The organism is Streptomyces wedmorensis (genome assembly GCF_000716445.1).
Lineage (GTDB): Bacteria > Actinomycetota > Actinomycetes > Streptomycetales > Streptomycetaceae > Streptomyces > Streptomyces wedmorensis.
This window is the reverse complement of record NZ_JNWK01000039.1, coordinates 12,809-35,346: the sequence shown is the minus strand read 5'-3', so window position 1 is coordinate 35,346 and position 22,538 is coordinate 12,809. Positions and strand designations below refer to the sequence as shown.

At 71.1% G+C, this 22,538-nt stretch carries 16 protein-coding genes, 4 pseudogenes and 1 riboswitch; of the genes and pseudogenes, 9 read left to right on the top strand and 11 right to left on the bottom strand.

What is annotated here, in order from left to right; all coding sequences use genetic code 11:
- Positions 1 to 313 precede the first annotated feature (313 nt).
- Positions 314 to 1,036 carry an IclR family transcriptional regulator gene (locus tag OO54_RS27340; RefSeq protein ID WP_033207478.1) on the bottom strand — a complete coding sequence of 241 codons (723 nt, stop codon included), beginning with the start codon at positions 1,034 to 1,036 and terminating at the stop codon, positions 314 to 316.
- 190 nt (positions 1,037 to 1,226) lie between these two features.
- Positions 1,227 to 1,368: riboswitch (SAM riboswitch) on the bottom strand.
- A 1,050-nt stretch (positions 1,369 to 2,418) separates the two neighbouring features.
- Between OO54_RS27340 and OO54_RS41785 the strand changes: the two are divergent.
- Positions 2,419 to 4,133, top strand: a pseudogene (locus OO54_RS41785) (sugar-binding protein); the annotation flags it as partial.
- A 242-nt stretch (positions 4,134 to 4,375) separates the two neighbouring features.
- On the top strand, positions 4,376 to 4,888 hold the full coding sequence (locus OO54_RS27330) for a hypothetical protein (protein WP_033207476.1): 513 nt from the start codon (positions 4,376 to 4,378) through the stop codon (positions 4,886 to 4,888).
- On the opposite strand, the pseudogene OO54_RS47600 reads toward OO54_RS27330, so the two are convergent.
- Positions 4,867 to 5,022 (bottom strand): annotated as a pseudogene (locus OO54_RS47600) (IS5/IS1182 family transposase); the annotation flags it as partial. The gene OO54_RS27330 and the pseudogene OO54_RS47600 sit on opposite strands and share 22 nt — an antisense overlap.
- Before the next feature lie 251 nt (positions 5,023 to 5,273).
- Between OO54_RS47600 and OO54_RS27320 the strand changes: the two are divergent.
- The 3 genes and pseudogenes from OO54_RS27320 to OO54_RS45215 all read left to right on the top strand — a co-directional run.
- Entirely contained in the window at positions 5,274 to 5,528 is a 255-nt protein-coding gene (locus tag OO54_RS27320) for a hypothetical protein (RefSeq protein ID WP_033207475.1), read from the top strand.
- A complete protein-coding gene (locus OO54_RS27315) occupies positions 5,525 to 6,472 on the top strand; it encodes an ATP-grasp domain-containing protein (RefSeq protein WP_051787222.1) in 948 nt (315 codons plus the stop codon). The genes OO54_RS27320 and OO54_RS27315 overlap by 4 nt, the downstream gene beginning before the upstream one ends.
- Positions 6,473 to 6,501: 29 nt before the next feature.
- Positions 6,502 to 7,067 (top strand): annotated as a pseudogene (locus OO54_RS45215) (IS5 family transposase); the annotation flags it as partial.
- A 67-nt stretch (positions 7,068 to 7,134) separates the two neighbouring features.
- Here the strand turns inward: OO54_RS45215 and OO54_RS27310 are convergent.
- From OO54_RS27310 to OO54_RS27295, 5 genes and pseudogenes are all read right to left on the bottom strand, one after another.
- Positions 7,135 to 9,285: an ATP-binding SpoIIE family protein phosphatase gene (locus tag OO54_RS27310; protein ID WP_051787226.1), complete on the bottom strand. Its 2,151-nt coding sequence runs from the start codon at positions 9,283 to 9,285 to the stop codon at positions 7,135 to 7,137.
- 429 nt (positions 9,286 to 9,714) lie between these two features.
- Positions 9,715 to 10,143 carry a protein-tyrosine phosphatase family protein gene (locus OO54_RS27305; protein ID WP_033207474.1) on the bottom strand — a complete coding sequence of 143 codons (429 nt, stop codon included), beginning with the start codon at positions 10,141 to 10,143 and terminating at the stop codon, positions 9,715 to 9,717.
- A 461-nt stretch (positions 10,144 to 10,604) separates the two neighbouring features.
- Positions 10,605 to 10,769 (bottom strand): annotated as a pseudogene (locus OO54_RS43985) (dihydrofolate reductase); the annotation flags it as partial.
- Between the two features lie 401 nt (positions 10,770 to 11,170).
- On the bottom strand, positions 11,171 to 11,866 hold the full coding sequence (locus OO54_RS27300) for a sigma-70 family RNA polymerase sigma factor (RefSeq protein ID WP_051787221.1): 696 nt from the start codon (positions 11,864 to 11,866) through the stop codon (positions 11,171 to 11,173).
- A 156-nt stretch (positions 11,867 to 12,022) separates the two neighbouring features.
- Complete coding sequence (locus OO54_RS27295) at positions 12,023 to 12,712, bottom strand: hypothetical protein (protein ID WP_051787220.1); 690 nt, start codon at positions 12,710 to 12,712, stop codon at positions 12,023 to 12,025.
- A gap of 241 nt (positions 12,713 to 12,953) precedes the next feature.
- On the opposite strand from OO54_RS27295, the gene OO54_RS27290 reads away from it, so the two are divergent.
- The gene (locus OO54_RS27290; RefSeq protein WP_033207470.1) at positions 12,954 to 14,177 is read left to right on the top strand and encodes an MFS transporter; all 1,224 of its coding nucleotides are present in this window, start codon (positions 12,954 to 12,956) and stop codon (positions 14,175 to 14,177) included.
- The gene (locus OO54_RS27285; RefSeq protein ID WP_078905367.1) at positions 14,156 to 15,262 is read left to right on the top strand and encodes a sugar ABC transporter permease; all 1,107 of its coding nucleotides are present in this window, start codon (positions 14,156 to 14,158) and stop codon (positions 15,260 to 15,262) included. Before OO54_RS27290 ends, OO54_RS27285 begins: the two co-directional genes overlap by 22 nt.
- A 112-nt stretch (positions 15,263 to 15,374) precedes the next feature.
- Here the strand turns inward: OO54_RS27285 and OO54_RS27280 are convergent, their stop codons facing one another.
- Positions 15,375 to 16,556, bottom strand: a complete 1,182-nt coding sequence (locus tag OO54_RS27280; RefSeq protein WP_033207469.1) for an acyl-CoA dehydrogenase family protein — start codon at positions 16,554 to 16,556, stop codon at positions 15,375 to 15,377.
- A gap of 144 nt (positions 16,557 to 16,700) precedes the next feature.
- On the opposite strand from OO54_RS27280, the gene OO54_RS27275 reads away from it, so the two are divergent.
- Positions 16,701 to 18,488, top strand: a complete 1,788-nt coding sequence (locus OO54_RS27275; protein WP_033207468.1) for a CoA transferase — start codon at positions 16,701 to 16,703, stop codon at positions 18,486 to 18,488.
- Positions 18,485 to 20,158 carry a class I adenylate-forming enzyme family protein gene (locus OO54_RS27270; protein WP_033207467.1) on the top strand — a complete coding sequence of 558 codons (1,674 nt, stop codon included), beginning with the start codon at positions 18,485 to 18,487 and terminating at the stop codon, positions 20,156 to 20,158. Before OO54_RS27275 ends, OO54_RS27270 begins: the two co-directional genes overlap by 4 nt.
- Before the next feature lie 51 nt (positions 20,159 to 20,209).
- Here the strand turns inward: OO54_RS27270 and OO54_RS27265 are convergent, their stop codons facing one another.
- The 3 genes from OO54_RS27265 to OO54_RS27255 are packed head-to-tail and all read right to left on the bottom strand — an operon-like array spanning position 20,210 to position 22,478.
- Positions 20,210 to 21,019 carry a metal ABC transporter solute-binding protein, Zn/Mn family gene (locus OO54_RS27265; RefSeq protein ID WP_033207466.1) on the bottom strand — a complete coding sequence of 270 codons (810 nt, stop codon included), beginning with the start codon at positions 21,017 to 21,019 and terminating at the stop codon, positions 20,210 to 20,212.
- A complete protein-coding gene (locus OO54_RS27260; protein ID WP_033207464.1) occupies positions 20,968 to 21,846 on the bottom strand; it encodes a metal ABC transporter permease in 879 nt (292 codons plus the stop codon). Before OO54_RS27260 ends, OO54_RS27265 begins: the two co-directional genes overlap by 52 nt.
- Entirely contained in the window at positions 21,843 to 22,478 is a 636-nt protein-coding gene (locus OO54_RS27255; RefSeq protein WP_017238370.1) for a metal ABC transporter ATP-binding protein, read from the bottom strand. Before OO54_RS27255 ends, OO54_RS27260 begins: the two co-directional genes overlap by 4 nt.
- Between the last annotated feature and the right edge of the window lie 60 nt (positions 22,479 to 22,538).

Below are 22,538 nucleotides of genomic sequence, written 5' to 3'. Positions count from 1 at the left end.
AGGAGCGGAACTGGTCACGGCGCCACCCGGCAGGGGGTCGGCGCACAGGTGCAACAGGAGCGCGTTGGGCGGCGCAAGGGGTCGAACGTGGTGGACGACGGCGGTCTCGCGGGCCTCTGCGTACCGCACCAGTGCCGCCCGGTCGGCGGTCGGGCGGCATCGACCGGGGCGCCGTCGAGCGCGGAGACTTCGACGGCGACTTCGATGGCGACGGCGTCGTCAGAGCCTGGGAGTCACGTGGGTGGGTGGAGGGATGACTCTGCGACGACTCCAACCGGGGGAGAGGCAGGACCACCACGTGGTGCTGCCGAGGTCAGGGCTGGGAGACGACTTCGGTGAGGCGGTCGGCCGCGTCGACGGCGGCCTTCGCCAGTCGGGCGCCGGGGTGCCGGGTGAGGCGCTGAACGGGGCCGGTGACCGTGATGGCCGCGACGACTCGGTGGGACGCGTTTCGGACCGGCGCGGAGACGGAGGCCATGCTGGGTTCGCGTTCGCCGATCGACTGGGCCCAGCCTCGGCGCCGTACGCCGCTGAGGGCTGCTGCCGTGAAGCGGGCGCCCTGCAGACCCTGGTGGAAGCGCTCGGGTTCCTCCCAGGCCAGTAGGACTTGGGCGGCGGAGCCGACCTTCATGGGGAGCGTGGACCCCACCGGGACGATGTGGCGCAGGCCGGCGGTGCGCTCGGCGGCGGCGACGCAGATGCGCATCTCACCCTGGCGCCGGTAGAGCCGCGCGCTTTCGCCGGTGGTGTCCCGAAGGGAGGTGAGGACCGGGCCGGCCGCGGTCAGGAGGCAGTCCTCGCCCGCGGCAGCCGACAGCTCGCCGAGCCGAGGGCCGAGGACGAAGCGGCCCTGCACGTCCCTGCCGACCAGCCGGTGGCGTTCGAGGGCGAGGGCGAGTCGATGGGCCGTGGGCCGCGACAAGCCGGTGGCGGCGACCAGCCCCGCCAGGGTGGCCGGGCCCGCCGCCAGCGCACCGAGGATCACCGCGGTCTTGTCGAGGACGCCAACACCACTAGAAATATCCGAAATGTCCATGAAGGGGAGTACTCCAGTCTCGGTCCGCGAGCCATGACTCGCGGCGACCTCACGCAGGGGAGGGCAGGGATGATCAGCGGGAAAGGGCCGAAGCGGTCGGCCGGTATGTCGCGGCGATCACGAGACGGGTACGCGGAAAGCCCGGGGCGGACAGCGCCGGGGCGAAAGGCAGCACAGAGAGCACCGTGTCTCCTCATCTTTTCCCGCGCCACGTTGGCGCGGGCCGGAGTTGGCACTGAACCCGACGGCGCGGCGCGAACATTGAGCGCCGAGTCGACCGGGGAGTTGCCGGGGCTTCGTAGGGCCGGTCCCTCCACCCCTCTGGATGATTCGCGAGGAACCATACAAGACTCCCGGGGCTGCCTGCCAACGGGTTCCAGCCAAGGGCGTGGCAGGTCGGGCCGGCCGTGATGCCGCCGGCGGGTGGGCTGGCGGCGTGCAGGCTCCTGCCGCCGATCCGTCGTAGCCGGGACCGTTCACCTGCGATCGAAAAGCCGAACCGATGGCCAGAGCCGAGGACCCGTGCAGAGGCAATACGGGGCAGCCCGGCCGTGAGGCCCGCGCCCCGGTGGCTGAACCGCAGAGCACCCGCCGGGTTGGACGGCCCGCGCAGAGGAACGCGCGAGCTCGGCCGTCGCCCGCCGGCCCCTACTCAGGTTGTGCCAGCGCTTCATCCCGGACGTTGCCGCCGTCTGCCCGGGTCCACACCCACTGGCGCAGCGATGGCGCCGCGTACCTCAAGGGCGCCAGAAAGAAACACCGTGATGTCGCCTCGTAATTCGACGCCTGCCTCGTACCTGCGGCCCCTCAATTGTCCGCACGGGTGCGTGGAGAGAATGAAAAGAATCAGCTCCACAGCTGACTCGCTCGCACGATGGGTGGGCGCCGAAACATTTGGTCGGGGACAGTCGGAATGACGACCACGTGTATTTTCGGAAATCGCGTACATAGCCATGCCGAGGCACGCCGAGAGAGTTTTCCGGACCGCGGGCAACCCGAGCCGGTGTGTGCGCGCCTGTCCCTTGGGCTCTCCTGGCGGGTGAGCAGGAGGGCCACGCCCGCCATCCTGGCCCAAACTGAAAATTCAGTCAACCTCTCGTGAGGGGATCCGGGCGCCTCCGTGGCGCCGCGGGAGAGGCGGGCAGGAATGTGATGCAGATTGCACGCCTCTGGAGGTGGGGGTAAGTCGATCTTCAGTGTTCTTGGTTCGATTGCGGAGCGTTTTTCCTCCGATACGTTCACGATGCAATCATGAATGTGATGCGCATGCACAAGTGCAGACAAAGGGATCGCTGATGATTCGAATATCTCCACCATCGACGCGATGGCGGAATTGGCGCGGGAGGGCTTCCGGCTGTATAGCGGGAAGCGTTGCCCTGACCATGTCCGTCACGCTGTTGGGTGGCGCCGAGGTGATGGCCGGCCCCCTCCCGGCCGACGCAACGGCCGCGGCTGTGAAGCCGGCCGCCTCGCAGGCGGCCGACCTCGCGTCGGCGCGGGTCGCCGCCCGGTTGTCGGGCCAGCGGGTGGAGGCGCTCTCGGAGCGGACCGAGACGTCGACGACGTGGGTCAACAAGGACGGTTCCTTGACGACGGAACTGTCGGCGGGACCGGTGCGGTTCCGGGATGCGGTGACGGGTGTCTGGCGTGACGTCGACGTGGCGCTCGCGGCGCGGCGGGTCGGCTCGGTTGCCTCCAAGGCTCACCCGCAGGGGCTGACGCTGGCGGGGAGGACCGGCGCGCCGGCGCGTTCGCTGCTGGCGGCGCGGTCGGCTCCGGCCATCGGCCTGGTCACCCTCGGGCAGGGCGAGGAGAGGATCACCCTGCAGTGGAGGGGCGGTCTGCCCGCCCCGAAGGTGGACGGCACCCGCGCCACCTATGCCGACGCGGTGCCCGGTGCCGATGTCGTGGTGGAGGCCACGTGCACGGGCTTCGAGCAGTTCGTGGAGATCAGGACGAGGCCCGACGCAGGCTCCTCCTGCACTCTGCCGCTGAAGTCCAAGGGGCTCAAGGTGCGGCAGCAGCCGGACGGCAGCGTGCTGTTCACGGACAGGAAGTCCAAGAAGACCGCGGTCATGCCTGCCCCGGTGATGTGGGACGCGACGGTCGATCCGGTCTCCGGTGAGCACACGCGCCAGGTCAAGGTCGGCATGAAGGTCGTCACCACCAAGGACGGCGTCGACCTGACGCTCACGCCGGACGCCGATTCCTCGCCGATCCGGCGACGAAGTACCCGGTGAGCGTCGACCCGTCGACGTCCGCGCTGTCGAACGTCTTCGACACCTACGTGCAGCAGGGCACGACGGTCGACTGGTCCAACGACGTCGAACTCGACCTCGGCGACCCCGGTACGAAGAACGCCGACGGCACCTACCGCACCGCGCGTTCCTTCGTCTCGTGGAACACGGCGCCGATCTCCGACGCGCTGGTGATGGACGCCAAGCTGTCGCTGTGGAACTTCCACTCCGCCAACTACACCGGCTCGGCCTGTCCGAACCAGCCGTGGGAGGTGTGGTCGACGGGGGCCGCCTCGACGTCGTCGCGATGGACGGCCCAGCCGTCCTGGACCGCGGAGAAGGCCACCTCGTCCGAGACCCGCGGCAACCCCTCCTGCGCGACCCAGCCCGACGGCTGGATCAACGCCAACCTCACCACGACGGTGCAGGAATGGGCCTCCGCCAAGGCCGCCACCAACCCGCCGAAGCCGGTCGTCACGTACAACTACCGGCCCCGCACGGGCACGAAGCAGGAGGCCGGTCCGCCGTACTTCTCCTACTCCGGCGCCTACGTCGTCAACACCACGACGCCGACCCTGCGCGACACGTTCGTCGACCCCAACGGCGACAAGGTCCAGGGTGCTCACCAGATCTTCGACTCCGTCACCGACACCCAGGTCGAAGCGGTCCTGCGGTCGGCCTTCGTGCCGTCCGGACAGCCCGCCCCGCTCGTCACACCGGCCGGTGTGCTGGTCAACGGCAAGACGTACAAGTTCCGCAGCAGCCCCTACGACGGCACGCACTACAACCTGGGCTGGCCGGAGTGGAAGACCTTCACGGTCGACACCGCCGCACCCTCCGCGCCGACCGGCATCGCCACTGCCCTCCGGGACAGGCGAAGAGCTGCCGATAGAGTTCCCTTGGCCGGTGACGCCCTCGACAACCTCCACTTCGCGATCGTGGCAGCGGGCAGGTCACGATTTCTGCGCGTCCTGGCGCATCCCACGAAGCAGCCGACCGCATCTGGGATTTCGCGGAACCCGACGAACTCGCCGAAGCGGTCTCCAGAGCCTACGAGAACACCACCGGTGAACCGTGGCAGGGCCCCCTGCCGGGATTCCACGTGGCCGAACCGGACGCTTCGGCCGACGCCGCGGCCGGGGATCCCCCGTGGCTGAGTCTCGCCCTGCACGGCGAAAGCGAAATTCCCACCGCGTACTTCGACACGGCGACCTCCGTGGCCGAGACGATCCGGAACGACCCGCGCTGGCGTGCCTGGTGGTCGCAAACCGAACCACGGGACCTGACTCTTGAGGTCGGACTCAACCCCCGGGCGGAACGCAACAACTTCACCACCCGCAAGGCGCGGCTCTGGGCATCCTTCCGCAGAGACAGCTCACGATTCGGCGGATTGAACAAGAACACCCTCGCCTACCTCGCCGCCACTGACCTGGAATCCTTCCTCACCCTCGCGGCCACGTTCCTCAACCTCCCCGCCCACCCCTCTGTCCCCCTCCCGTCACACGCCACTCCACCGACAAGCCGTCGCGACGCGGCCCGTACGCGCCTGGAGGAGCTGCGCCGACGGCACGGCAAGAACACTTGGAGGTCATCTCATGTGGCGAGTCTGCGGTAGCAGAGGAGGGTGCAGGCGATGCTGGTGAAGGCGAGGAAATGCTCGGCTTTGCGCTCGTAGCGGCGGTGGAGGCGGTGGCAGCCGGCGCGCCAGGTCATGGTGCGTTCGATGGTCCGGCGGTGGCGGCCAAGTCGCTGCGTCCGGCTCTCACCGCTCGGCACGAGGTGTGTGCGGACCCTCGACGTGAAGCCCGGATCGGCGTGACGTTGAGAGCCGGAAGGCATGGGGAAATATAGCTCTGGGTGACGTGCGTGACGTTCCGCCACGACAGCGGCTCCTTCATCACGTAGCCGTCACCGCGGCCCGGCTGCACCGACGGCGTATCGGTGGTTCAGTGGAATGAGGGGAACCTGTATCCACCACCGCAAGCCGAGGAGGTCGGGCTATGTCTGAATTCAGGCTGGGCGATCGAATCGATGAGAGCACGGAATTCGTCAACACTCCACCCCCTGTGGTCTTCAAGACCCAGCCGACCGGTTACGTTCGGCTGAAGAGCCCCGAGGAACTCCGGGCGTGGGAAGAGGCGGTGCGCCTGACCACGGGCCTTGAGATAGTTGCCGACAGTCTCGCAGGCCACGTCTGCGAATCCGGGTGCGAAGTCGACCTCACATCTCGCAGCGATATGTGTGACTTGGCATGATTCTGGCCGTCTCCTACCGTGAGGACTTCCATGCGGTCGCGGTTCAGCACGCGGTGCGCGGTCGGGGTCATGACTTTCACATCGTGGAGTGCGACACCATCGGTGGACGAGCGGCTCTCTCGTGGCATTCGCACGGAGCCGAAGAGAGCCATGCCCCGGGAAGGGCAACCCTGGTGACGTCCGAGGGCACGACCGTGGATCCGGAGGAGGCGAGCCGTCTGTGGTGGCGGCGAGCCAGGGCTGATCAGGAGATCAGCGACAGGGTGAGTAGTGCCCACGAGCGCAGCCTGATCAACAACGACTGCCGCGGCGCGCTCGCCGGCGTCCTCGCCGCCGCCTTCCACGGGGACTGGGTTTCATCCCCTGAAGCAACCGACCGGTCCTCGGACAAGGTGTATCAACTGGCCGTAGCGAGGGAGGCAGGGTTCCGGGTGCCGCAGACCCTGGTCTCGCAGTCACGTGAGGATGTCATCGCCTTTACCCAGGAAGTCGGACGAGCCATCGTCAAGCCCGTGGTCGGCGCCCGTGGGCCTTCGCTCTACACAAGTTGGATTGACGGACCGGAGTCGATCCCTGAAGAGTCGTTCGAGGTCTGTCCCGCCACCTACCAGGAGTACATCGAGGGCAATCGGCACGTCAGGCTCAACTGTTTCGGTGACCACATGTACGGGGCGCTCATCGCGACAGAAGCGCTTGACTGGCGCCCCGACCTCAATGTGCCCATTTCGGCGTGGCCCGTTCCCGAGTACGTGAGCAGGCAGGTCGGAGAAGTGCTGCGCCGCCTGGGGCTTCGCATGGGTGTGGTGGATCTGAAACTCACACCGGAGGACGAGCCGGTATGGCTTGAAGTGAACCCACAGGGCCAGTTCCTGTTCCTGGAACCACTGACCGGCCAGCCACTGACCGAGCTCTTCGCCGATTTTCTGCTGTCCGCGGCGGCTTAGGCATCATCTCATTTGGTGCATTGGGTTGGCTGTGGGCCAAGCTCCACCGCCTGGTCCTCGACGAGCTCGGCGCCCGTGGCGAGCTGGACGGGTCTCGCTGTGCAATCGACTCGGCGGACATGCGGGACCTGAGAAGGGGAGCTGACGGGTCCGAATCCCGTCGACCGGGACAAGTTCGGGTCGAAGATCCATTTGATCGCGGAGCGGACCGGCCTGCCCCTGTCTGTCGCAATCTCGGGCGCGAACCTGCACGACAGCCAGGCCCTCAAGCCTCTCGTTCGCGGAGTACCGCTCATCCGCTCGCGCCGCGTCCGCCGACGGCGTAAGCCAGGCAAGCTCCACGCGGGACAAGGGTTACGACTACGCCCACCTGCGGAGATGGTTAGGCGGACGCGGTATTACTCACCGCATGGCCCGCAGGGCATCGAGTCCCTCGCAGCGACTTGGCCGCCACCGCCGGACCATCGAACGCACCATGGCCTGGCGCGCCGGCTGCCACCGTCCCCACCGCCGCTACGAGCGTAAAGCCGAGCATTTCCTCGCCTTCACCAGCATCGCCTGCACCCTCCTCTGCTACCGCAGACTCGCCACATGAGATGACCCCTTACCGCAGCCGCCGGGGCTTCCATCAACAGATCGACTCCGGCAAAAGCCCGGTCACTTCACCGAGAAGTCGAGGCCTGTGACCGCTCATCCACGTGTGGCTCTCGGACAGGGAGCTTTTGCTCGGCCCAGATGACCTTGCCCTCCCGACTGTGCCGGGCGCCCCAGCGGTCAGTGAGCTGGGCGACCAGCAGCAGGCCGCGGCCGCCCTCGTCGAAATCCCGGGCATGGCGCAGGTGGGGGGCGGTGCTGCTGGCGTCGAAGACCTCGCAGGTGAGGGTGGTTCGGAGGATGAGCCGTAGTCGGACGGGTGGTTTGCCGTATCGGATCGCGTTCGTCACCAGCTCGCTGACGACGAGTTCGGTGGTGAAACCGAGCTCGTCCAGGTCCCAGGTGTCGAGCTGCTTGGAGGCGAAGGCGCGGCCCTTGGCGACGGCAGCCGGGTCTGAGGGGAGGTCGAGGGTCGCGACGTGGTTGGGGTCGAGCACGCGGGTGCGGGCCACGAGGAGAGCGACGTCGTCCGGGGGTCGGTCGGGCAAGAGTGTGGAGAACAGCCGGTCGCAGACTTCTTCCACCGGAGCCGTCGGTGACCCGGCCAGGATGTCGCTCAGCGCGGCACGCGCCGTATCGACGTCTCGCGTGCGGCTCTGGATGAGGCCGTCGGTGTACAGAGCCGACAGGCTGCCTTCCGGCAGGGTCAGCTGGGTGGTTTCGAAAGGCAGCCCGCCCAAGCCCAGGGGCGGACCGATGAGCACGTCGGTGAGGTCGGCCGGGGCGCTGGTGATCGGAGGCACATGACCGGCGCTGGCCAGCGAGCACGTACGGGACACCGGGTCGTACACCGCGTACAGGCAAGTGGCGCTGAGTTCACCATTGCCGCGACCTTCCTCGCTCTGCATGCGGATGACGACGTCGTCGAGATGGGTGAGCAGTTCATCGGGCATGAGGTCGATGGCGGCGAACGCGCGGACCGCTGTGCGTAGCCTCCCCATGGTGGCGGCGGCATGCAGGCCGCGACCGACGACGTCGCCGACGACGAGAGCGACACGGGCACCGGACAGTGGAATCACGTCGTACCAGTCGCCACCGACGCCTCCCCGGGAACCGCTGGGCAGATAGCGGGAGGCTGTCCGCACGGCTGACTGCTCGGCTGTGTGCCGGGGGAGCAGGCTGCGCTGGAGGGTGAGGGAAGTCAGGCGCTCGTGGGTGTAGCGGCGGGCGTTGTCCATCGACACGGCCGCCCTGGCTGCGATCTCCTGGGCGAGGTGGAGGCCGTCGGTGTCGAACGGGTCCGTGGTCGAGCCGCGGACGAACTGCACGAGCCCTAGGGTGCTCCCGCGTGCCTGGAGCGGCAACAGCAGGACCGACAGCGAAACATCGTCGTCACTCGCCGGAGGCCACCATGGCGAGAACCCCTCCTCCTGGGCCAGGCAAGAGGTACCCGTGGCCAAGGTCCGGGCCGGCCTCGAACGCGGTGGACAGCGGTGCGTCCGGCCGGCGGCGACGGGGAAACCCGTTTCCGTGCTGGGTAGTTGAGCGACCCGCCGAAGCAGCGGCTCGGCACCCGGCGGTTCTGATTCGCCGTCCTCGTGGAGGGCCGACTCGAGGAGGTCGACGGTGACTGCGTCGGCGAAGTCCTCGATGCCCACCGCAGCCAGCTCCTCGGCGGTACGCACGATGTCGAGCGTGCTCCCGATTCGCCGGCCTGCCTCCGAGCTCACGACCAGGTGCCGTCGCAGGCGCCGGTCCCGCTCTTCGTGGTAGGCGCCGACCACCTGCTCCGAGCTGCGGTCCACGTACGTGAAGGCCGCCTCCGTCATGCGCATCGCAGCAGCGTTGAGCAGTTCGGCGTCGTCGGTCAGCCGGGGCGCTTCTGTCTGGAGCAGCTGAAGGAAGCTCAGCTGTCCTATCCGGTAGGCGCGTAGCAGGGAACTGAGTGACAGTCCCCGTCGCGCGAACAGTCCGGCCAGTTCGAGCGCGCCGTCGGGGGCATCGGCCTGCGACGCGTCCAGGCCGTGTTCGAGGACATCGAGAAAGGCGGTGACGTGAGCGGCCGTATCGGTCAGCACGATGGCGGCGAGGTCTTCGTGCTCCCACAGTTCCGGAAGCTTCTCGCTGACCCGTTCCAGGATCACCTCGACCGAGCGGCTGGACTGCGGCCTCAGCTCTTGGGCCAGCCGGCGGAGGAACGCCTCGGCATCGGTCCCCATAGGGAAAGTCTGCGCCATACGAAGGACGGCTGCCACCGGGCGTCAGTGGGCGGCCTTGAATGTCCGCGTGCAGAACCGTCGAACCGATTCGGAGATCTCGGACAGCTGATGACGTTGTCATGCCTGAATGCCTCGACCTGGGATCGACCCGGCTCGACCCGGACTGCCGGCGCCGCCCGGCTTCGCGAGAGCGCAGCCTGGGCCGGCGCCACGGACGGCCGCGCGACCGTCGCCAAGGACAGCACCGGCTGATTGAGCGCCTCGCAGCGAGCCGAAGTGCTCCGTCACGACTCGGGGGATCTCCGGCTACGGAGTTCCGCCAAAGCCACGTTCATGTGCCGGCCGACAGCTGTGCATGAGTGGATTTGCCAGGTTGGTGGGGCGCCCCGTGCTTGTTCGCCCCGCGCTTGTTGCTGTTGAGCGATGCCGTTACTGGAAGCGGGCGACGAAACGGCGTTGCCACGGTGTCTCGACGGCGCGTGGAGCGTAGTGCTCCCGGACGTAGGCGACGGCCTCTTCGTTGGGTACCCCATCGAGTACGGCGAGGCATGCCAGCGCGGTGCCGGTTCGTCCGCGTCCGCCGGCGCAGGCGATCTCGACGCGATCCGTCTGGGCGCGTGCCCATGCCTCACGCAGTGCGGCGGTGGTCGCGGCGCGGTCGGAAGGCAGCCAGAAGTCGGGCCAGCGCAGCCAGCGGCTTTCCCAGGCGACCGGTGGTGGCTGGTGTCCCAGGAGGTAGACCGCGAAAGTGGGCTGCGGGCCCTGGGGGAGTGGCCGGCTCAGTCCCCTGCCGCGGACGAGCCGGCCTGAGGGCAGTCGCAGCACGCCCGGTGTCGTCGGTTCCCACGCAGCAGTCACGGTGGGAGCGTAGCCCCCGTTCGCTTCACGGTGAGGCGGCTTTCAACCGTCGGCCGCCTCAGCGGAAGCCTTTCTCATGGGGAACACGTCGGGGGCCGACACGAGGGTCTTGGCTACGTCCCTGCATACGGCGGCTCCAGCCGATTCACGCCCCGCGCCGGTTCAGCGACGCGTGCGCCCGTCGATCCGGCCGTCGCGGGGATGGTCCGATTTACGGATCACCGGGATGCCCCCGCCTGCTGCTGGCCGGCTCCGTCGGCCCTGGAGACCTGGTCATCGCTGACCGAGGCTTCTGGTCGGTCGAGTCCGCTCACGTATTCGCCATGGCGGGCGCGGATCCGCTGGTCGGACTCCAGCTCAACCACCTCGGCCCCGGCGGGCCGATCAGGTGCGGCACGCAGCCGAATCCTCTCTTGTGTCGCCGTTCGCAGTGGACTTCTTCGCGTACCCGCTCAGATCGGTCAACGGCGCACCCGATAGCGCAGGTGAAGCACCCGGTTGCCCTGAATCACCACGTCAGGATCCTCCAACAGGTGCTGCGCGTGGACCGACCCGAAGCAGCGCTTGCCGGACCCGAACACGACGGGTACGACGTCCATGCGCACCTCGTCGATCAGACCCGCGGCCGGTCCACGACGCGTTATGAGTGACCCCCGTGGTGCGCGTCCTCCGTGGCGGGCGTCGGGCTCGTCGCCGAAGGCGCGTCCGATGCGGGGCCGATCGGCCCGACCGCTGCTCCGAGTGCGTACGACCCCATGAAGACCAGGGCCAGCAGCAGGAGGAATCCCCCCAGAACGATGGGAGGGGAACCGAACCGCCCTGTCGCTCCCACGGGGGACGAGGATTCGCGTGACTTGTCCATCGGTCGCCTCTCCGGAACGCGTCGTGCGGCACCGGGGGACCGGGCCGTGTTTCCGGAGGAGTCGGACGGTCGCGCGGTCCGGTTCCCAGGTGCACGGGCGGGACGGGGGCGCGGCGTGATGCCGCGACCCCGCCCCCGTATCCGTCCTCGAACCGGAGCGAACGGTCAGGCGAGCGCCGGTGCCCGCGTGAACCGCCTGCGGGCCGGAACGCCGCCCTGCGGGGCGGGCGCCGGTGGCGGCCCTGTTTCCTCGGCGCCTTGGACCAGGGCGACCAGGGAGGTCCGGGCCCTGGCGACCCGTGAACGGACCGTGCCGACGGGGCAACCGATGGCCGCGGCGGCCTCGGCGTAGGGCAGGCCCAGGAGTTGGGTGAGGACGAAGGCGTCCTTCCGCTCGGCCGGGATGGCCGACAGCAGCTCGGCGAGCGCGACGCCGTCCTCGAAGCCGGGAAGTCCACGGGGCTGGGTGTGTTCGGCCTCGGCCTGCCAGTCGTCGCGGTCGGACAGACGTGGGCGGGCGGCCGCGTGCCGCAGGCTGTCGACGACCGTCCGGCGGGCTATCGACAGGACCCAGGTGCGGGCCGAGGAGCGTCCCTGGAAACGGGGCAGTGCGGCGAGCGCGCGGAGGAACACCTCCTGAGTGAGGTCGTCGGCCGCCTGACGGTCGGCGCTGAGGTAGGTCACGTAGCGCCGGACGTCGCGGTGCAGGGCGCGAACGAAGAGATCGGCCTTGTCCGGGTCGCCGTCCCGGGCGGCCAGCGCGAGCCGTGTCGTCGCCGCGTCGGTGTCGGCGTCCGGTGCGTGTGGCGAGCGGGAGGGGCTCGTCGGACGCTGAAGGAGGGTGTCGTGGGCAGGAGTCATCGCCACAAGTCCTTATGAGGCAAAGGGAATCCGGTCGGCGCGCGGATGAGGGCGGCGCCGTGCCGGTGACTGGTACGGCCGGCCGCGACCGGGCGGTGGCGGCATGACCGATGCCCGAGGGACGGAACGGAGCCGTCGTGCTCGGGGAGCCGGCTGTCAGAGGACAGCGAGTGCCTGGGGAGGACCTCGGGAGATGACCGCATGGGCGAGGAGGAGCTGGCGGGGAACGCGCTCGTCACCGGCTCGCACCGGCCGGAAGTGACGCCGGCTCCGTACGACGGGGACGAATGACGCGAGCAGCGGGTGCAGGGGGCGGAAGAGCCGCAGGGACGCGGCGGACAGGAGACGGAACGCGGCCCGCTCGCCGTACGCCATCCACAGTCCGCTCAGGAGGGCGGCCAGGAGGTGGGCCGACAGCATGCCGAAGGATGCGGACATGTTTGTCATGTCGTGCCCTGCCGGGACTTCGGAGATCATGCCGACGGACGAGGACAGGTCGACGTGGCCCATGGCCGCGTGCGACATGTGCGTGTGTGCCGCGTGCACGTGGCCCATGGCTGCGTGCGACATGTGCGTGTGTGCCGCGTGCACGTCGCCCATCGGCATCGGCATCGGCATCGCCGTCGCCGTCGTCGGTTGGGACCAGGAGAAGGCCGCGTGGAGTGCGCTCTGCACGACCACGCTCGCCCCGGTGACGGCAAGGAGGCCGCGCTCGCGACTCGCGAGGACCCAGGTGACCGCCACGGTGGCGGCGAAGACGAGAGAGAGCGTCCAGGCGGGCACACCCCGCCCCGACATCAGGATGTGACCGGTGGCAGCGAGCAGCACACAGACGGCCGCGAACATCGCGGCCCGCACTCCTCGCGAACATCGGCCTGGTGTCATGGCACGCCCATCCTTGCACCCCTCTCCGGAGGCGTGAGGGCGCTTACGGACGTCGCGCGGCCGCCCCCTCGACCTGTCGGGACATGAGTACGCGACTGTGACGCGCCCCACAAGAGCGCCTCGGGAACTTCCGGCACGGGCGCCACGACTCCTCGAAGGCGACGGTGTTCGGCCCGATCACCGAACGGGGGAGGAGTACGCGGTGACGAGCGCGGGTACGGCGACGGGGGCACCCGCCGGCATCGGAGGGGGGCCGGCTCGCGGGCTGACCGCTCTGCTGACGACGGCCATGGCCTTCTCGATGATGCAACTGTTCCTGCTCGGTGCGCTGGGTCCGCGTCTCGTCGACCGGCTCGGTGTCTCGGAGTCCGTGCTGGGGCTGACCACCACCGTGGGCTTCGGCACGGCGGCCGTCCTCTCGCCCGTCGGCGGCCGGCTCGTCGACCGCGTCGGCCCCCGCCGCGCCCTCGTGGCCCTGCTCGCCCTCTCCGCGGTGGCGTTGGGCCTGATCGGCGCCGCACCCGGCTCCGGCCTCCTTCTCGTGGCCGTCGCGCTCGGCGGGCTGCCCCAGGCGCTCGCCAACCCGGCGACGAACAAGGCGATCCTGGCATCCGTACCGGCGTCGAGACGAGGCGCGGTCACCGGCACCAAGCAGTCCGGTGTCCAACTGGGCGCCTTCGTCGCCGGGTTGCCGCTCGCCGTGGCTGCGAGCGCGATCGGCTGGCGGGGTGCGGTCTGGGTGGCCGCAGGTGCCGCGCTCATCGCGGCCCTGTGGGCCTGGAGAGGGCTGCCGGCCGACGCGGCACCGCCGCCGAAGCGGGCCACGAGCGGTCCGGCACGGTCCCGCCCCGGTGGTCCCGTGCCCTGGCTGGCCGCCTTCTCGCTCTTCCTCGGCGCGGGCATCGCCTCCGTCAACACCTACCTCGCCCTGTTCGGCTCCCAGTGCCTCGGCATGGGACCCACGGTGGCGGGCGCGCTGGTCGCCGTCCTCGGCGTCGCAGGGATCGCCGGCCGCGTCGGCTGGTCCCGCGCCGCCACACCCGGCCGGGCGCCATGGATGCCGGGCCTGCTCGCGGGCGGGGCGGTGGGAGCGGCCGTGCTCCTGGCCATCGCCGTCCACGTCGGACCGCTGGTATGGACGGCTGCCGTGGCGGTCGGCGTGTTCGCCGTCTCCGGCAACGCCGTCTCGATGGTGCTCGTGATGCAGCGCTCCGCCCCGGGCCGCGCCGGTCAGGACTCCGCGCTGGTCGCTGCGGGCTTCTTCGCCGGCTTCGCCGTGGGGCCACCGCTGTTCGGATTCCTCGCGGAGCGCGGGCGGTACGGGGAGGGCTGGGTCCTGGTCGCCGTGGAGTTCGCCGTCGCGGCGGCCGTGGCGCTCGCCTGGGCGGTACGGGACCGCCGTACGTGCGCGGACGGTTCGCGATGACCGGCACGGGCTGGGCCGAGGAAGCCCTCGACCTCGTGCTTCGCCGCGTGGAGGAGACCTCGGAGCAGGTGGGTGATCGCTTTCCCCTGTACGCCGATCCGGCCGACGGTTGCTGGACGTCCACGGGACGCGGCTCGTGGACGGGCGGCTTCTGGGCGGGACTTCTGTGGCTGCGGGCCGGCCGCACCGGCGGCGACACGGACCGTGCGGCGGCTTCCGCCGCCACCGCCCGACTCGCCCTGTGGGCCGAGGCGGACACCGCGACCCGCGGCCTCATCCTCTGGTACGGCACGGCCCTGGCCGCCGGGGACGCGGCAGCGCAGGCCCTGAGGGAGCGCGCGGCGAAGGCCGCCGTCGGCGCCTTCGACACGGAACTGGGTGTCGTCCCGTGGGGTGGGGCCCTCGGTGGCGCGCGGCTGCGGGCTCGTTCGGACGGCGTCCCCGGCCTCGTACCCCTACTGGCCTCGGCCGGACCCGAGGGGCGGGCGGTGGCCGCCGCGCACGTGCACCGCCACCTGGACCTGTGCCTGCCCCTCGAAGGCACCGGGCGCCCCCGCCCGGCATGGCGCTGGGACGAGACGCACGGCTGGCTGGCCGAAGAGGATCCCGCACCCGGCTGGACCCGCGGTGAGGCGTGGCTCCTCCTCGCCGTCGCGGACGCTCTGCTGCTCGCGGACGCCCCGTTCTGGCGGACGGACCGGCTGACGCAGGCGGCCGAACTCCTGCTCTCCGGCTGCGCGATGCTCGTCGGCCCCTTGGTCCCGTCGACGGACGCCCACCATGCCGACGGCCTGCTCGACACCTCGGCCGCCGCCATCACCGCGGTCGCCCTCATGAAGCTCGCGCTGGTCCCCGGAGCCGCATGGTCGACGGCGTGCGGGTCGCGCGCGGAGGCAGTCCTGCACCGGCTCGCGCACGACCACCTCACCCGGCCGGGCGGGACCCGTCCGGCCGGCATGCTCCTCGACGGCTGCTACGACGCGCACAGCGGCACGGCGGTCCGACACGAACTCGTCTGGGGCGACTTCTTCCTGGCCGTCGGGCTGGCGGCGCTCCTCGGCAGGGTCGACCTCAGGCGTGTGTGACGGCACCCGCTTCTCGGCAGGGTCGACCTCAGGCGTGTGTGACGGCACCCGCTTCTCGGCCGGATCGACCTCAGGCGTGTGTGACGGCACCCGCTTCTCGGCCGGATCGACCTCAGGCGTGTGTGACGGCACCACTCCGGCGGCTCCGCAGGACGCGCCGGGCGACCGAGGAGACGTGCTGCTCGTCCGGTCCGTCGAGGATCCGGGCCGTTCGCCCGGTACGGAACAGTGCCGGCAGGGGCGTGTCGGGGCCGAGCCCGGCTGCGCCGAACACCTGGACGGCCCGGTCCGCTACGTCCTGGAGGGTGCGGGCCGCCGCCGTCTTCGCCAGACCGACCTCCACGTGGGCGTCGCGTCCGTCCGCGACCAGCGCCATCGCCTCGTACACGAGCGGACGTGTCGCCCTCAGCGCCAACAAGGCTTCGAAGACGTGCTGTTGGACAAGCTGGCGGTCCGCGAGCGGCCCTCGTGCGCCCTGGCGTTCCGTGGCGCGGTCGCAGAGGAGGTCGAAGGCCCGCTGCGCCTGACCGAGCCACCGCAACGCCCGCAGAGCGCGGCCCAGTTGGAGCCGCTCGCTTGCGATGGCCAGGGCCTGCCCGGTGTCGCCGACGAGGTGATCACCGGCGACCTCGACGCCGTCGAATTCGATCTCGTACTGACCCGTCGCGCCCAGGATCGGCAGTTCGCGCAGGACCCGGAATCCGGGTGAGGCGGTCGGAACGAGCAGGAGCGACAGTCCGGTGCGGTCTCCTGGCGATCCGCTCGTGCGGGCGAGTACGGTCACCAGGTCCGCGTGCCCCGCGTTCGACACGAACCACTTCCGGCCGGTGACGAGCCAGCCGCCGCCCGGCAGTCGCTCCGCACGGGTCGCCGTCAGCGTCGGCTCGGTGCCGGGTGCGTCCGGTTCGGTCATCGCGTAACAGGTGCGGAGACCGCCGGAGACCACGCCGGGGAGGCAGGCCGAGCGCACCCGGGCCGAACCGTGCCGGGCCAGCATGGTCGCGTCGAGGAGCGAAGCCGAGCCGAGCGCCGCAGGACCGTGGTCGCTGGCCCCCTCCGCCTCGGCGAGCGACGCGTACGCACTCAAGGGCAGCCCCCCGCCGCCCAGTTCGGCGGGGAGGGGAAGTGCCCACAAACCGGCCTTCCGGGCCTCCTCGCGCAGCCGCTCGCGCAGTTCCCCGGCGGGCGGCCCGCCCGCGTCGAGCACCTGCTCCACGGGGAACACACGGTCACGGACGAACGAGGAGACCCGCTTCCGCAGCAGATCGACATCCGTTACGTCATGATCCGTCACTGATTCCTCCATCTCGGGAACTCGGCAGAACACACGTCCGACTGCCTGCCCGTGGAAGTGGTCGGGCGTACCGGCCCCCCGGTTCCCGTGACCGTGGAAGTCCCCGTGCGACGGCCATCGCCGCCGCGCCAGGAGAGGAGAGGCATGGCGTCATCAGCGACCGCGCACACCGCGGTCCGCCGCCCGCTCGACACAGCCCGTCCGCTCGACGTACTGCGGTGCGACATCGGTGGCCCCGAGCCCCTGACCCGGGTCGTCTCCGACCACCTGCGACGACTCGGGGCGACGGTGCGGGACGGCGCCCCGGAGTGCATCACGCTCGGCGGCGGGGGGTTCGCGCCCCTCACGGCCCGCACCGCATGGGGAGCGGCCGGCTCCGGGATCGAGGACGAGGCCACCGCCCAGGCCGTCACCGGTGTCATGGCCGTCCATGGCCGCCGCCACGGTGCCCCGCGCGGCCTCGCCGTCGACTATCTGGCGACCGCCACCGGTGTGCTCACCGTCCAGGGGCTGCTCGCAGGGCTCGTCGGGCACGCCCGGGGCGGCCCTCCGGCCCGCGTACGGACGACGACGGCCGACAGGGCCGGACTGCTCACCGTCTCCCAGTACCTCGCCGCGGCCGGTGCCGACGAGCCGGAAGCCGTCGAACCCGCGCCGGGCGGACCGCCGTTCACCTCCGCCGACGGCGTCCTGTTCGAACTGGAGACGCTCGACCCGGGGGCCTGGGCGGCGTTCTGGCGCGCTCTGGAGGCTCCCGCCGACGCGATACGGGCGGGCTGGCGGCCCTTCCAGTTCCGGTACGCCACCGCCTGCGCGCCCTTCCCGGCAGAGCTGCACGAGGTGACCCGTCGGCACTCGTGGGCGCGGATCCGGCAGGCCGCCGCGGTCTCCGGAGCCGAGGTGTGCCGACTGCGCACGCTCGCCGAGCGTGCCGGCGAGGACGGCGGCGCCGACCCGTGGTCCCTGCGCACGCTCGGTCCGGGCCGCCCGGCGACCGCCGCGGCCGACACGGCGGACCGGCCGCTGGCCGGACTGACCGTCCTGGAGGCGGGCCGCCGGATCCAGGCGCCACTCGCCGCGCACCTGCTGGGCCTGCTCGGCGCCCGTGTGATCCGGATCGAGCCCCCGGGCGGTGACCCGCTCCGGGGCATGCCGCCGGCCTGCGACGGGATCTCCGCCCGCTGGCTCGCGCTCAACCGGGGAAAGGAGGCGGTGGAGATCGACATCAAGGCGCCCGGGGACCGACGGAGACTCCGTGAACTCGTCGCCGAGGCCGACGTGTTCCTGCACAACTGGGCACCGGGCAAAGCGGCGGAACTGGAGCTCGACGCCGAGCACCTCACCACCGTCAACCCGTCCCTCGTCTACGCGTACGCAGGCGGCTGGGCCGACCGGATCGACGACGCGCCGATGGGCACCGACTTCATGGTGCAAGCACGCACCGGCGTGGGGGAGGCCGTCCACCCGGCCGGTGAACCATCCGCCCCCTCCCTCATGACGCTTCTCGACGTCCTGGGCGGCCTGCACGGCACCGAGGCCGTCCTCGCGGGCCTGCTCCTGCGCGAGCGGACGGGCCACGGCGTACGAGTCGACTCCTCACTGCTCGGCGCGGCCGACACCCTCCTCGCCCCAGACCTGTCACGGGCCGCTGCCGGCGTCGATCCCCGTCGCCCCGCCGGATTCCGGCACCCGCTCCGGACCTCCGACGGCTGGATCGCCCCCAGCGACACCAGCGCGCCCGCCGCCGTGGCGTACGACGTCACGGGACTGTGCACCGAGGACGCCCTGGACCGACTGCGCGGCCACGGCCTCACCGTCACCGCCGTCACCACCGACCTCTCCGCCCTTCACCACGACCCGCGCCTGTCCGGCCAGATCGGCCGGGACGCGCACGGTGCCCCCGCCGTTCCCGACCCCTGGAGCCTCGCGTGACCGTCACCCTGACCGACCTGCTCCCCACCGAACTCCGCCGCTCCTGGGTCGTGGACGGCACCTGCCCCGACCTCGACCTCTACAGCCTCTACCGCGCCAGACAGATCGCCGACCTGCACCGCACCGCCGTGATCGACGCCAAGGGCGAGCTCTGCTACACGGCCCTCGACCGCAAGGTCCGCTGTCTGGCCAAGGGCCTGCGCGGGCTCGGCATCGGTGCCGGGGACGTCGTGGGCGTCCAACTGCCCAACAGTCGCAACGCCGTCATGGCGGAGCTCGCCCTCGCCGCCCTGGGCGCGATCGCCCTCCCCTTCCCGGTCGGGCGCGGGGCCGTCGAGGCCGAATCCCTGCTGCGCCGCGCGGAGGCCGTCGCCGTCGTCGCCGCCGTGGAGCACCGGGGGCAGACCCACGCCGCCGACCTCCAGGCCCTGGCCCCGGCGCTGCCCGCCCTGCGGCACGTCGTCGCCGCCGGCCGGGACGTCCCCGACGGAACGATTCCGCTCACACGGCTGCTGCGTACCGACCCCGCCGGCTTCGTCCCGGCCCGTCCCGATCCCGACGGAGCCGCCCGCATCCTCGTCTCGTCCGGCTCCGAGGCGGAGCCGAAGATGGTCGCGTACTCCCACAACGCCCTGGCCGGAGGACGCGGCAACTTCCTCGCCTCCCTCATGCCCGACGACACACCGCCCCGCTGCCTCTTCCTCGTCCCCCTGGCGTCCGCCTTCGGATCCAACGGCACGGCCGTCACCCTCGCCCGCCACGGCGGCACGCTCGTCCTGCTCGACCACTTCACCCCCGAGGCCGCCCTCTCCGCCGTACGGGACCACCGGCCCACCCACATCCTCGGCGTGCCCACCATGATCCGCATGATGCTGGAGACCCTGGAGACCCTGGAGACCCTGGAGAGCACGGACGAGCCCCTGCCCGTCCCCACCGCGCTCGTCCTCGGCGGCGCACCACTCGACGAGACGACCGCCAAGGCGGCGGCCGAAGCCTTCGGCTGCCCCGTCGTCAACCTGTACGGATCGGCCGACGGCGTCAACTGCCACACCGGGCTCCAGCACACCGTGCCGCCCACCGACCGCTCCGGCGTCGTCGCCGGCCGCCCCGACCCCCGGGTCGCCGAGATCCGCATCACCGACCCCGACACCCACGAGCCGCTGCCCGACGGACGGATCGGCGAGATCGTCTCCCGCGGCCCCATGACCCCGCTCTGCTACGTGGGATCACCCGAACTCGACGCCCGCTACCGCACACCCGAGGGCTGGGTCAGGACCGGGGATCTCGGCTTCCTCGACGAGGACGGCCTCCTCCACGTCGCCGGCCGCCTCAAGGACGTGGTCATCCGCGGCGGCGCCAACATCAGCCCCGCCGAGGTCGAACGCGAACTCGTCTCCCACCCTCAGGTCCGCGACGCGGTCTGCGTGAGCGTGCCCGACCCGCTCATGGGCGAACGCCTCGCCGCCTGCCTGGTCGTCAAGGGCCCGACGGCTCCGTCCCTCGCCGAACTGGGGGTGTACCTCGCCGAGCGCGGAATCGACCGGTACAAGCACCCGGAGCACCTGCTCGTCCTGCCCGAACTGCCGCTCACCGCCGCCGGAAAGTCCGACCGCGCCGCGCTGCGGACCCGGATCGCGGAGGACCGGACGTCCGCACTCGCCCAGGCGTGACGACTCGGGGGAGGGCCGCGTGACGGCCCTCCCCCTTCGCTCGTCCTGCGGTCAGGAGCCGCTCATCGCCGCCTTCAGCTCGGCCGCCGCGTTCCGGTACACCGCCAGCAGATCCAGGTCCTCGCCCGGGTAGTTCACGACCGTGACCTGCTTCGCGCCCGAGTCCGGGAGCACGGTGCCGGTCGACATGTGCGCGTTGTCGAGGACGAAGGCGGGCTTCTTCGCCGAGAGGGAGGCCAGCTGTGCGGGGGTGACCGGCTCGGGGCCGTACGTGCCCACCGGCGTGGCACCCGCGAGACCGGCCGCCCAGGTCGTGAAGACCTGGGAGACGACGGCCGGGCTCTTGCCACCCGGCCAGGCGGCCTTGAGCTCGCCGTTCAGCTTCGCGACCTCGCTGACGAGGCCGGCTTTCCACCGCGAGGCGCTGTCCTTCGTGCCGAACAGGCCGCCGAGACGCTCGACCTCGGCTCCGGCCTCGACCGGGTCGTTGTCGAGGTTCACCTCGACGAGCTTCGCCTTCGAGCCGGCCGCCTCCTTGATCTTCGCCGCGTACGGCTCGAACGGCGCGTACAGCACGAAGTCCGCCTTCGCGACGGCTGCCAGATCGGACGGCTTCGGGTCGTAGTCCGGGGCGTGGTGCACGGACTGCGGCACGATCACCGTGATGTCCTCGGCCCCGGCGGCCTTGGCGAAAGCGCCCTCCCACGTGGTCGTCACGACGACCACCGGCTTGCCGACCGCCCCGTTGCGGTCGGTGCCCGCGGCCGGCTCGTCCTCTCCGCAGCCGGCCAGCAAGGGCAGCACAGCGCTCAGTGCGACGAGGGAAGCGAGACGGGCGGTACGGACGCGGGTGCGCGCCATGAGCTGGTTCTCCGTTCGGGAATGAGATGCGCGGCGAGGACGACAAACCCCGCCGTCAGGACGAGGACCGGGCCCGGAGGCCAGTCCAGCCACAGGGCCAGCAGGAAGCCCGTGACGTTGACCGCGACGCCGATGCCGACCGCCCACAGCGTGATCGACCCCAGCGAGCGGCCCAGACGGCGCGCCGCGAGCGCGGGCAGCAGGGTCAGCGCGTCGACCAGGAGCGCCCCGGTCAGCTTGATCGCGCCGGCGACCGCGACCGCGACCAGCACGAGAAGAGCCGTGGTCAGGAAACGGACCGGCACCCCCGAGCACTGGGCGAGCTCGCGGTCGTACAGCAGCAGCGCCACCTCACGACGCCGCCACCAGAACAGCGCGGGCACGACCACGGCGAGCGCGCCGAGAACCACGAGGTCCGCCGTGCCGACGGACAGGATCGACCCCCACAGCAGCGCGAAGGCCCCCGAGGCGTTGACGCCCGAGACGGCGAGGACGAGCAGCGCGGCGGCGATGGCGAGGCTCATCAACAGGCCCATCGCCCCCGAGAGCCCCGACGGCGTCCGGGCCAGCGGCGCGACGCCGGCCCCCGACAGCGCGCACGCCACCAGGGCGCACACCATCGGATCGATCCCCGTCAGCAGCCCGACCGCGATGCCGAGCAGTGCCACGTGCATCATCGCGAACCGCACCGGCATGATGTCGAGCCCGACGATGACGACGCCGATCACCGGAAGACCGACGGCCGCCAGGAGCAGTGCCACCCCGGCCCGCTGGACCGGAACGAGCTGGAGCATGACGCCGAGATCGGCCGCCGCGAGCGTGCTCACCGCACCTCCCGCAGCCGCCCGGCGGCCATCTCCAGGACCCGGTCGCACCGATCCGCGAGCGCCCGGTCGTGGGTCACGACCACGAGCGTGACCGGCAGCGAGGCCAGCACGTCGGCCGCTTCCTCCTGCCCCTCGAAGTCGAGGGCGGCGGTCGGCTCGTCCGCGAGCAGCACCTGCGCGCCGGCGGCGACGCAGCCGATCGCCCGCGCCAGATACATCCGCTGCAACTGCCCACCGGACAGGGTGCCCACGGGACGCGAGGTCAGAGCTCCGACCCCGAGCCGCCCGGCGGCCCGCACCGCCTCGCCGGGCGCACCGCTGCTCGCGAGCAGCTCGTCACCGCGCAGCGGGAAACGGCCGGCCGCGGGCTTCTGCGGGATCCAGGCACACGACCGGCGCCGCCACGCCCACTCGGCGGTCGAGCGCGCGCCGCGCCCGCCGACCTCGATGGAGCCGTACGTCTGCCGGTGCAGCCCGAGGACCGCACGCAGCAGCGTCGTCTTCCCGGACCCGTTCGTCCCCGTCAGCGCGACCCGCTCCCCGGCGGCGATCTCCAGATCGACCCCCACGACGGCCTCGGCGCGACCGTGCCGACAGGCGACCCCGCGCATGCGTATGTCCAGTCCGCCCATCCCGTGCCTCTCGCCGCTTCCGTGCCGGTGCGGTGGAGGAGTCGTACGGCGGGGCCTCCG